The organism is Candidatus Methylobacter oryzae (assembly GCF_003994235.2).
Taxonomy (GTDB): Bacteria; Pseudomonadota; Gammaproteobacteria; order Methylococcales; family Methylomonadaceae; genus Methylobacter_A; species Methylobacter_A oryzae.
The window spans coordinates 1-10,841 of record NZ_RYFG02000064.1; the positions used below are offsets into that span (position 1 = coordinate 1).

The 10,841-nt window shown below is 46.7% G+C and carries 10 protein-coding genes; all 10 read right to left on the reverse strand.

The window, feature by feature from the left end; all coding sequences use genetic code 11:
- Positions 1-72 precede the first annotated feature (72 nt).
- Entirely contained in the window at positions 73-363 is a 291-nt protein-coding gene (locus EKO24_RS06985; RefSeq protein ID WP_206667227.1) for an ATP-binding protein, read from the reverse strand.
- Positions 364-897: 534 nt separating this feature from the next.
- On the reverse strand, positions 898-2,691 hold the full coding sequence (locus EKO24_RS06990) for a TniQ family protein (RefSeq protein WP_127030666.1): 1,794 nt from the start codon (positions 2,689-2,691) through the stop codon (positions 898-900).
- Positions 2,688-4,073: a TniQ family protein gene (locus EKO24_RS06995; RefSeq protein ID WP_127030667.1), complete on the reverse strand. Its 1,386-nt coding sequence runs from the start codon at positions 4,071-4,073 to the stop codon at positions 2,688-2,690. Before EKO24_RS06995 ends, EKO24_RS06990 begins: the two co-directional genes overlap by 4 nt.
- Complete coding sequence (locus EKO24_RS23115; RefSeq protein ID WP_241674425.1) at positions 4,067-4,858, reverse strand: hypothetical protein; 792 nt, start codon at positions 4,856-4,858, stop codon at positions 4,067-4,069. Before EKO24_RS23115 ends, EKO24_RS06995 begins: the two co-directional genes overlap by 7 nt.
- Positions 4,859-4,893: 35 nt before the next feature.
- Positions 4,894-5,307, reverse strand: a complete 414-nt coding sequence (locus tag EKO24_RS07005) for a hypothetical protein (RefSeq protein WP_127030668.1) — start codon at positions 5,305-5,307, stop codon at positions 4,894-4,896.
- Complete coding sequence (locus EKO24_RS07010) at positions 5,274-6,497, reverse strand: TniQ family protein (RefSeq protein ID WP_127030669.1); 1,224 nt, start codon at positions 6,495-6,497, stop codon at positions 5,274-5,276. Before EKO24_RS07010 ends, EKO24_RS07005 begins: the two co-directional genes overlap by 34 nt.
- 31 nt (positions 6,498-6,528) lie before the next feature.
- Positions 6,529-7,182, reverse strand: coding sequence for a TniQ family protein (locus EKO24_RS23570; protein WP_127030670.1), 654 nt, complete (start codon positions 7,180-7,182; stop codon positions 6,529-6,531).
- The gene (locus EKO24_RS07020; RefSeq protein ID WP_127030671.1) at positions 7,176-8,150 is read right to left on the reverse strand and encodes a TniB family NTP-binding protein; all 975 of its coding nucleotides are present in this window, start codon (positions 8,148-8,150) and stop codon (positions 7,176-7,178) included. The genes EKO24_RS23570 and EKO24_RS07020 overlap by 7 nt, the downstream gene beginning before the upstream one ends.
- Positions 8,147-10,153 carry a Mu transposase C-terminal domain-containing protein gene (locus EKO24_RS07025; RefSeq protein WP_127030672.1) on the reverse strand — a complete coding sequence of 669 codons (2,007 nt, stop codon included), beginning with the start codon at positions 10,151-10,153 and terminating at the stop codon, positions 8,147-8,149. Before EKO24_RS07025 ends, EKO24_RS07020 begins: the two co-directional genes overlap by 4 nt.
- A 460-nt stretch (positions 10,154-10,613) precedes the next feature.
- Entirely contained in the window at positions 10,614-10,745 is a 132-nt protein-coding gene (locus EKO24_RS23575) for a DUF29 family protein (protein ID WP_127030673.1), read from the reverse strand.
- Between the last annotated feature and the right edge of the window lie 96 nt (positions 10,746-10,841).

The window sequence follows — 10,841 nt, forward strand, 5'->3', positions numbered from 1 at the left end:
ATAGGTGTTGGGTTTTTCTTGGCTCATTTGGACTCACATCTTTTTGAGAGTATTTTAAAAAATGTGTCCGGTTTAGTGTAGCCACATCAAGGGACTACTTGCAGATCGCCCAAATCTAAATGCATACTCTTTAGCAGTCTCTAAATCTAGCCCGCCTGCATTATCACGTATTCCAAACTCATTTCCATTAATTGTTATAGAAACTCGACTATCAGACTTTGAATTTGACTGAGAGGCGTCGATACTATTATCAATTAAATCCAATATTGCACGATCAGTCGCAATGTCCCGTGTGAGCATGCTCATAAAGAATTCTTTTGTTGGTAGAGCCTTCACTCGATTTGTTTCTTGCTGTGTCATCATGGGCATTCAAAAGAAAATTGGCATTATTTAGTTGTTCTTATATTGATATTTTACAAACCCTATTTTTAAAACTCGTAGGGCAAAGCAACAAAAAGCCCAACACGCAGTCATTCAATCTTGATGCCTCGATTGTTGGGCTTAATTTTATTTAGTCTAACATACAGAATATCGTCTGTCGTGGCATTGCTGCTACTGATACTACCTACAATTTAACCGTCGTTTCACTACGGCTACACACTTTTTCAAGGTCATGACTTTCTCTTTTACGCAATTTTTACAATCTCCATTATTGCCTCGTAGGGTAACAACTAAAAACACTTTATTGATTTTTAATAGTTTTTTATTTTATTAGGCACACAAGGTTTATCAAAATGTCATAGATAACCCTGCAAACCCTTGAAATTGCCAAATTCCTTTACATTCAATCTGACCGTTGGATTTCGAAACTTGTTACTTTCAATAACTCTATTTTTGATTTGGAAGAAAGTCGCCAATCATTTTTTAAATTGGGTCATCATTACCGATTTTATCTCATTATTCCATGTCAATGTACACATCGGAACGTCGGAAGAAATACTGTCTACTACCATCAATTATTGGCCCTGTAATAGGCTGAACATCCAGTGTTTTTAATACCCATCGCGGAGCTCGATTTAGCGATCGGGAATACTCAGCCAACGAAATGTAGGTTACTTGAAAATCATCAAGACTTTCCCGCGTCACTCGCCTGCCGGGTAGATTATCTTGGATGGTGGCCAATAACTCCAGCTTCACCAAGTCATAAACCACCTGCTGTTTCAGACCGAGCCTTTTCGCTGCCTCGTCCACCGATAGGCTTAAGCCAGCTGCGTAGCGCTTTTCTACCAACCACTGCCGTGTCTCTTGTTCGTTAAGCGTTACATTACCCAATGCTACGGATTGAAAAGCCACCGCTACTAATTGACCTTCCGAGAGCGCCTGTACTAACTCTTTAAATTCGCCATCGCGTAAATGCCAATACTTCAGAAGTTGCTTGACGATTATTGTCGATGATAAATGGCTGGATGCTCTACCGGTGAAAAACAGTTGTTTCACCTGTTGCTTCGGGATCAGCCAAGTTGCAGCGTTGCCGTGAGCTCTTGAAACCAGCGGCTTGATAATGCCATATGAAATTAATTCCCTGACCCGGCATTCAGGCAAACACAACAATCTGGATGCCTCACCAAGCGTGACACATCCTTTGGCCAGAAACGAGATTTCCTCAAGACTATTTTCGTGGACGGAAAGTGCTTTTCGGCCAGAAGGTAAATCAATCCGGCCACCTGAAATCAACTCAGCCTGTATTAGCTGTCGTACTGTTGCTTGGGCAACACCGGTCTTTTTTGCTGCCTGTTTCAAAGTTACTCTGGGATGGCTTACAATCGTCTCCGGCTTGAACGCCCGGTTACGTTTACCCACCACGCCGAACCAGTATTGGTGCAGATAGTGCTCGAACTCATCACGCAGAAACTGAAAACAAGCGCCGGACAAGTCCGTGTATAACACCCGATAGAGCGATCCGAAAGTCTTTCGAATACTTAATTGACTATCAGCCTGTCGGTGCAGCGCTGCCAACAGGGTATAAAAATTTTCCGGCCACTTATCCAATAACCGACTGGCCTGTGAAAACAGGTGTATTGCCGTATCCACCTGATACAAATTCGCTATTTTTCCGGGCTTGGCGGGCTGGAAGGTCTCTGAAAACTGACCAAGGTAACTAATTAACCTGAGCCACTCCGACAGCGACAAGGGCGGCAAACCTGACAGTGCCGTTCTTTTTTCAATCGAAGCCTCCACTGTTCCGCTGACGCGCACGACAAAACTATGAACTTTCTCAACACCTTGACTATCGGCAAGCCATGTCCCACAGTCGCATTGCTCAAAGTTCACCCGCTCTAAGCGCTGCACATTGTCACAGCTGGTGCATCGATCCACTAAGCGAATGGCATGTCGACAGCACACACTGTTGACTTTCAAAAGCCATAACCCGCGTAGATGAGCTGATTCGCGAAGACAGTACGGACACCACCGCATCAAACTATAATTAAAATCTGAGGCAGTTAGGCCATGCTTAAAATCATTCTGCCCCCAATAGCTTGGGTACGGACCAAAAAGTGCTCTTCTTTCCGTGACTGATAAATCAAGCCCCTGACATACCGCATCAAAGGTTCTAAACACTTTTCGCAACTGTCGTATCGTTTCATAACCGTTTGCTCGCGCAACGCGCATCAAAAAACCAAGAGTAGCCTCTCCATGAATTGGACGCGGGCGCACAGGCAAAGAGTAACGATCTGCATCAGCTATCATCATTGCTTCCCTTGCCATGCAAGCCGTAGCAAAGACCCGACGAAATACAGCTCGTAATCGGGTATCAGTGCAAGGTGCAACCCTATCTGTTGCAAAACATCATAGGGATTGTGAATCTCTCGCAACTTAGAGGGTATCCGCCACCAATAGAAAAGTGCCCGAAAACTCTCAGCCTCAAGATGCTTGATCGCCGCATTCGTCAAGCTGTTCAAGATAGCCACCAATTCCAATTCATGTGGACGCTTCCCATATTTAACCGGCGATGCAGCTATAGCTTGTTGATAGCTAAGCATATCAAGATCAAGTTCACCCAGACGGGTAGATAATCCTGCCCACCAATGCATCAGCTGAATTTGGTTTTCGTAACGCCTTTCAGTTGAAATCCGGGGGTTATAAAATACCGCTGATGATATAGGCAATTTCAATTGATATTCGGCCAGTATTTTCGCCACTGCCACCTGGATTTTCTTTTGAAAAAATCCATAATCCCCGGCGTACACAAATAAAACCACTCGATACAACCTGTCTGTCTTCGCAATGGAACAAAGCATGTCTGTATTTTCTCTGAATCGTCTGACCAGCACTCTCAGTATCCGATGAGTCAATTGGTCAGAGGAAATCACAAATAACTGAATCACCCAGTTATCAGACCAATATGGGCGGGAACCCTTATGGCGATAAAATGATCGGTTAGATTGCTTATTTCTCCAGATTAAGGCTGAACGTAACTTACTACCCCACTCAAGCCCCGAATAAACCTCACTCAGCCTATAATGTCCTGAGACCGGTTGTTCAATACGCTCCTTAAAATTAATGGGCAACTCCATATCTTCCGCACCGGCCAAGAACTGTGCAATAGCCAATTCGGAGGGATTGGCTGATTTAGTAGGAAAATTCACAATCGACTGACCACAAGAACAAGTCCAGTTTGGCAAAAGCTTGAACCAAGACAAAGGTCTGCTGCATTGATTACAGCACCCATACAATTCGATCTTATGAATTGGACATGCTGCTATCCGCGGCATCTCCCACAATGCAAAATGCATTTCATATTCAATTAGGCAAAGAATACAAAAGCGTACACTCGTAATATCTAACCCTGGTCTGGTACTCTCATACCCATTCGAGCTTTTCGGCGGGCGCCGTTTACAAAACCACCATGTTCGGTTCAATTCAACTGAATCGCCAACCAAAGTTTGCACAATATCGAATGCCGTTAACACGTCTTTGGCTGGTGTTCCGCGATATATAACGCGTAATTGTTTCTCTAAACAATTGGATATCCGATATCCATTGGCGCCATGAGAGCGATAAAAATAGCCTGCCAAACTTTCCCCGATTTCCATTTTTGGGCGTACTGAATATTGCCTAAGCGGAATTAACATACCGACTCCTGCCGGGACTTGCGGCTGTTGCTGAAAGTCTCGCGCTCGAACGGCTCATTCCCCCGGTCCAAGCGACAGAATCCGAATGCCGGATTGAAAGGGTTAAGCTTGCCAACACCTTCTTCCCCATGCGCAGCAACAGCACGAATTAGAAAATCGAAATAATCGTTTGCAGCAGATTCAATTTCATACCAAGCGCGCCAATCTCTCGTCTCTTTATGGCGCCGCTGATACAGCCTGAGCGCTGAATGCAAGGTGTGAACAATTTCACTACCTGATAACCTTCTGCGCTTTGCTTTTCCCCAAAGCGATGCAATGATAACCAAGTGTCTTTCAAAAAGAACGTTGCCGCGTTCTTTGGGGTCTTGTGCTTCCGGTACAGCGGCTACAAGGTCGATTTCTATTCCTAAAGTAACCATCAATCGGTTCAAGCGAATCCGTTGAACGAAAGGCGCAAGATTTTTCCATTGGCTACCACCAGACCATCGGTAAGTCGATGGTTGCTCAACTCCCTCGACATACTGGCGGGCACCATCAGCATCATCACGAATATTCAATAGATATTCGGCCAATATTATCCTGTCCGAATCATCCAATTCTGCTTGCTCAGCCCAAGCAAGAATGCGCTCTAGAGCCGGAAGAGCTTCATGATGAGTTGCGTGATGATAGCAGATATTAAAATCCAGCCGTAATACCAAATCAGCACCGTCCGAGAGAGTGTCAGATAATCTTCTAAATTCAGCCCACAAAGCAGGATTATCTTGTCGCACAATTGCGTCGACCAAAATTATGAGCATATTGGCGCGAAGCTCTTCAGAAACTAGATTCCAGTCCGAATCGGATCATTCTCGGCCATCAAGGCCTTAATGGCGTTCAATACCACTTCTAAAGACCGAAAATAATACGCACACTTAACCCAATGCTTCAATACATCGCTTCTCCCCGAAGCTGTTTGAACTGGCTGCGATCCGCTCAACCAATCTAATGGTTCTGCTGCTTCAAATAAAATTCGTGCCGCCTCAATCTCGCCCAGATCGATTAGTTTCTGACAAAGACGTAACGCAGCAACCTGACCAATCCGCCGCTGATTACCGTCCATAACGCAATCAAGCACAGCCCCAACGCCATCGAGAGATAGCACAAGTTTGGGTATATCTACTTGCTCCAATACATCTTCACGTTCCTTAAGTTCATGCTCAATCAGCAATAACCGGAACAGCGCGACAGCATCCATTTGTTCACGCGCGGCCCGCAAAGCAATCGTAATATCTTCATATATCTTTTCCAGCGGGCGTAGCACATAAAACTGGCGGCGGAAATATTCTTGCGAGGCGAGAGACAATACCTTAACCCATTCTTCTGCGCAGCCATGGTGGTATAAAGGTTTCCGGCGATCACTTCCGCTCGAACAAAATGGCGAACGGTTGACGGAGCTACGCCGGCTTTTTTGGCCGCTTGTTTCAAGGTCACTCGGGGATGCTGAGCCACGGTTTCCGGCTTAAACGCCCGATGGCGTTTATTCACGACACCCCACCAATGCTCGTGCAAATAGCGTTCGAATTCGTCTCGCAAAAACTGGAAACAAGGGGCGGACAGATCGGTATAAAGGACATGATACAGCGTACCGAAAGTATCGCGGATGCGTGTCTTAGTTTTAGCCTCACTCTCTGCCTGGCGTTGAATTGCCGCCAAAAGAGCGTGGAAATTTTCCGGCCAGCTATCGAGTAAGCAACTTGTCTGCAGCAGCAATGCAGATGCCGTATCCAATTGATGCATGTTAGCGATTTTTCCCGGCTTGCGGGGCTGGCAGGTTTCCGTAAACTGACCAAGGTAGCTGATCAATTTCAGCCATTCCGGTAGAGAAAGCGGCGGAAAACCCGAGAACGCCGAATTCCCAATAATCGAGGCCTCAACGGTTTGACTGAGGTGATACACCGAATCGGCAACAGGCCCAGCAGCTCGAATCTCGGCAAGCGATGCTCCACAGCCACAAATTTCGAAGTTCACTTTATCCAATCGCTGAAAACTGCCGCAATCGGGGCATTTCTCTTGTAACCAGGTAGCATGCCGTTTACATACACAACTGATTTTCAACAGCCATGACCCAAGAAGATGAGCCGATTCCCGGAGACAAAGTGGGCACCAACGCAGCTGACTATGATTGAAATCAGCAGCCATCAGCCCATTTGAAAGCACCGATGGCCCCCAAAAACTAGGATAGGGGCCAAACAGGACTTGTCTTTCCTCCGTTGTTAAACCAAGTGCCTGGCATAGTCCGTCAAAACTTCCAAATATTTTGCCAAACTGACGAATCGAGTTATAACCGTTCACTCCGGCAAGCCGCATCAGATATCCAACGACAGCTTCACCCTGGATCGGACGCGGCCGCACGGGTAAAGTGGAATGAATTTTTTCCGTTGCCATGATTCGTAATTCAAGCGATAAACTTGGTTTTTTATATTGAAACTCGTTTATCCGTTAAATATCGGAGTAAGGGACTAAGATCAATCGACTCACATAACCTTTCCTGGAAACTGGCAGGTAATTCAATAGAGCACCCGGCAACTGTTGTTCTTTCAATCTTAGCTGTAATTCGTCTGTCTAACACCCCCCTCATTGATGTTATCAGTGTCCCGCAGTGACATCGCCAATTGGTTAAAAGGTAACGCCAATTCAAAATCCGTGAGCAATTGGGACAGCGCTTAACCAAATAGCAGCTGTGAATTGGGCATTCTTCGACAAAGGCAATCTCCCATAATTCATAATAGAATCTGGACTCATCAAGGCATGCCGGACAAAAACTAGGGTGACATTGAGATAATGTTATCCGTATTCCCGGGCCTTGATAGGGATATGGGTGATCTATTAAACGAGATTGAACCCACCAAATTCGATCAAGCGCTACGCTGTTACCTAATATTGGCTGCAAACGCTTCAAAAGAGGGTAAACCGAATCTCCGCGCGCTCGGACCAATGCGTAGAGAAACCTAAAACCATCAACCGGTATCTTATAACCATTGTTATTATAAAAACGGTAAACATAACCAATTAGACTTTCCCCTTGCTCCATCTGAGGGCGTACCGGATAGTCTTTAAACGGAATCAACATACCGCCTCCTTGCGGACCTTACGAGCACTACTGAAGTTACTAGATTCGAACGGCTCATTACCCCGATCCAGGCGGCGAAACTCGAAAGCAGGATTGAACGGATTCAGTTTACCCACTCCCTCCCACCAGATTTCCTCGGTAAAGGCTTGTTCCAGGAGCATTGGGCCAATCTCCGCCATTTCGGTTTCCAATGCGAGCCGCAACGCGGACGCCAAGAGCTTTTTGATATAGGCAACACGGCCATCGCTGGCGTAGTGCAGCCGCATACCCAATTCATCCCAACCAAACTGACCACACATTAATGGTAGTGGTAGGCAGGAACCCAACGAACGAAACAACTGGAGGCATTCGGCATGGATGGAACTCTTGTCACTTTGGCCCAAAGCCAAACGAATTCGCCGGGAAAAGCGACGCCGCAATTGTTCATTGACTTGTAAGATTTGTTCAAGGCGAGGTAGGCCAAGAAACACGGTCGGAACACCAGTCTGATCGATTAACGATTTTATCCAGTCGCCTACCATGTAATGCGTAGTGGCTCTGCCTCGGTCGTGAATATGCTGGGCTTCGTCGAACAAAATCATTTCAACCCGGCAAGCGCGGCATAACTTAATTACCCGCGACGTCTTCGTTGACACAGTTCCGGTGGTCGCAGCCGGATCACCCAGTTTTTCTAGCAGAGCCGAGGCCACGCTTGATATAGTGGCTGCCGAAGGAACCGACGCGATCAGTACCGGTGTGACATCCCGATCCGGCAAGGTAAACTTGGGATATTGCTGCTCGATCCATCGGCAAATACTGCTTTTTCCGGCCCCGCTTTCCCCGAGAATCAACAAATGCTGTGCGATGCCGGTCTCACGAAACAGCGCAAGATTCGCTTTAACCGCATCAACCGCGACGACAAAGGGTGGAAATGGTATGTATTCTTCATCAAAACGTTGTAACTCGTCGAAAATCTCTTTGAAGTTCATACGCGACCTCCTTGCCAGCGTTTCATTTGAAAGGAGCCGATGATTTCCATCGCCGACTGTTCTTGACTTTGTTCGACTACTTCAGACGCTTTGTTTTTTTGCGGCTTGGATACCTTTTTAACGTCAGGTTTAGTATCGGTATTTAGATCGGACCCGTTCGGTTTACTGCTGCTGATCCCCCGTAAAGCCCCACTTCGACGCCTATCCTTAAGCTTACGACTGGTCATCAAGTCTTCAACGGCCTGAGCCAAATCTTGCTTAGCCTTGCGAAGTACCGCTTTGTCGACAGCCGCCTCACCCTGTTCAATCAGCCTCAGACGGATAAATTTGTTTTGCTTTGCCGTAAGACCTTTTGCGTAGTCGTATTCGACTGCCTTTACGATAATGGGCTCGGCATCGTCAGGTCCCCAAACATAGATTTCACCCAGATCTTCAGGGTCGCTAACTATCCTAACCTTAACGCCTTCACCATAACTACGCATGATGGGCGCGAGTTCGTCACTACGGTAATAGAGCCAATTCAATAAAATGCCATCATGACGCAATGATCGGGAATAGACTTTCCCGATATGCCGCTGAAAAGTCTGCAAATCATTGGGAAGTATCGGCTGATGATGTGTCATGCTTTCCTGCCAACGTGCCATAGGCGTGGTACCGATACCCCCGTGTAAGTCCTGAGCATAAATATCGACCACCCATTTCTCAAAAACCTGTTTGAATTCTGCAAAGGTTAATAAAGCCGCCTTCTGTGGGTCGTAATCCCCCCTTTGATAGAATCTCGAAAAACTAGTACCCGGCAACTGATGGACAAAACTGCAATTAATGGTTCCGAGATAGCGTTCAACCACACCTTTGTACCAGGGGGAATGTTTTGGACAGAATTGAATATGGCTTCCTAAATCGAACCCAACGCTATCAAGATCGTCGCTATGAAACTCGAAACCATTATCGAGTACCATTTTTTCAGGTATGCCGTAACACGGCCAGCTGTTGACGATTTTTAGATTGGCTATAACTGGCTCCGCCAATTTTTTAGGCAGAATGGCATGGCGAAGTGCGCCCATGACAGCAGCAGTAGAAGGGCCTTCAAAACTCAAATAATAGCCGAGCAACATCCGACTGTAGTGATCAATCACGACAGTCAGAGTCGGTCTGCCCAGAGGTAGCCAGGTCCGTTCGTCGATCAGGAATAAATCCAGCGGTGTATGGTCAATTTCTACACGCTCCATGATACGAGACGTTTTGACTCCAGCCTTTGAAATTCTAAATCGGCGATCAGCAACGGACTTCCCCTCCTTCAACACCGTTAGGTCGTAGGCATCGGTTCGCTTAAGCATGCGATATACGGTGCGACGCGACGGTGCCTTGAGCGGTTTAGCACCCAGTTGCCGCTGATTTTCAAGCTCGATCTTGTCACACAAGCGTTCATAGAGGGTATAGCCTGACGCTTGCGGAGAACGATTAAATACTTCGGCCATCGCTTCTTCCGCCAACTGTAGAATGCGATCAGATTGCAGCAATGTTCGAGGTCCGCATCGATCAGTTCTCGGAATGATGGCTCGCGCGTCACTGTGTTCAGTAAAACGCTTATGCCATCGATAAAATGAGGTTATGCCAGGCGGATTTTCATCGGCAATTTCAGCGGCAGCCAGTTTGATCAACGGTTTGAGATAATCCGCTGTAAAGACTGGAACACCATAAGCCAGTATCTTTTCGAGGTAATGCTTCCGGCGAACCACTTTTTGCTTCACGTGGTCAGCTAACTCCTCAAGCGGCCTTGAAAACGTGGGGACGGAAGTCTTATTTGGAGGTGCCTCTGCCGTTCTTGCGGAAACTTTGCCCTCTCGATACTCTGCAAGGAGATGCTCACTATTGACCAACGATAAATGGCCGTCACTGATCCGTTCCAACAACACATCATCATTTGGCTGTATGCGATCGATCCGGTAATGAATACTAAGCCAATCAAAAGCCATATTCTTGCGCAACGCAAAACCAGCCATTGTCAGCCTCCAAGTCAGTCGTTATAAGGGTTTCATGCGAAATAGGCTGTTCCAAGGAGCAGCGAAGATGTCCAGCTAACAACAAGCTATAGGGATCAATATCGCCGACATCGAACAAATTCGTAGCGGCCGTAAGCGATAACGGAAACCGGTCGCGATATTGATTGATAGCCACAGTAAGTGCGTCCGGTGACGGGGGAACCCGCCAGTAGTGGCGACCGGCCACTATGTATATTTCGCAACTATGCATAGATGGTTCGGATTAACTCTTGGACGGCGCAGTTTGGAGCCACACGCAACTACACATATGGGGGATTAGTTTTTGACGCTCAACAAAATTCGTGTCGAACTGGCCGAAAAACTGCAAGCGTGTCAAAAATGCTTTGTCTGACGTAAGGCTTGCTCTTGCGCAAAATATCTTGATCGACGGCAGAAACTCGCTCGTAGCCGTACAACACCATTATTGCGGCCAAAACTCAAGGTTCATGATTTGCTCGAATTGCCAAGGGCAGGTGTCCGGAAAAACATCTAGTCCGGTTTCGTGCATACCCTGGGAGACTGCTTTTTCCCAGACAAGATCAAACCATTCCATATCTGTTAGAAGTTACGCATTGACCGCTGGTTAATATTGTGGATTGAGCTGGTCTTTGCCCGGCATAAAGCCGGTGATGAACGTGGCGATAACCTC

Bases quoted from the DNA above. Each gene is read 5' to 3' on its own strand.
- EKO24_RS07020 (WP_127030671.1), bottom strand. From the start codon at position 8,150: ATGAACTTCAAAGAGATTTTCGACGAGTTACAACGTTTTGATGAAGAA.
- EKO24_RS06985 (WP_206667227.1), bottom strand. From the start codon at position 363: ATGATGACACAGCAAGAAACAAATCGAGTGAAGGCTCTACCAACAAAA.
- EKO24_RS23575 (WP_127030673.1), bottom strand. From the start codon at position 10,745: ATGGAATGGTTTGATCTTGTCTGGGAAAAAGCAGTCTCCCAGGGTATG.
- EKO24_RS23570 (WP_127030670.1), bottom strand. From the start codon at position 7,182: ATGTTGATTCCGTTTAAAGACTATCCGGTACGCCCTCAGATGGAGCAA.
- EKO24_RS06990 (WP_127030666.1), bottom strand. From the start codon at position 2,691: ATGATGATAGCTGATGCAGATCGTTACTCTTTGCCTGTGCGCCCGCGT.
- EKO24_RS06995 (WP_127030667.1), bottom strand. From the start codon at position 4,073: ATGTTAATTCCGCTTAGGCAATATTCAGTACGCCCAAAAATGGAAATC.
- EKO24_RS07005 (WP_127030668.1), bottom strand. From the start codon at position 5,307: ATGGATGCTGTCGCGCTGTTCCGGTTATTGCTGATTGAGCATGAACTT.
- EKO24_RS07025 (WP_127030672.1), bottom strand. From the start codon at position 10,153: ATGGCTGGTTTTGCGTTGCGCAAGAATATGGCTTTTGATTGGCTTAGT.
- EKO24_RS07010 (WP_127030669.1), bottom strand. From the start codon at position 6,497: ATGGCAACGGAAAAAATTCATTCCACTTTACCCGTGCGGCCGCGTCCG.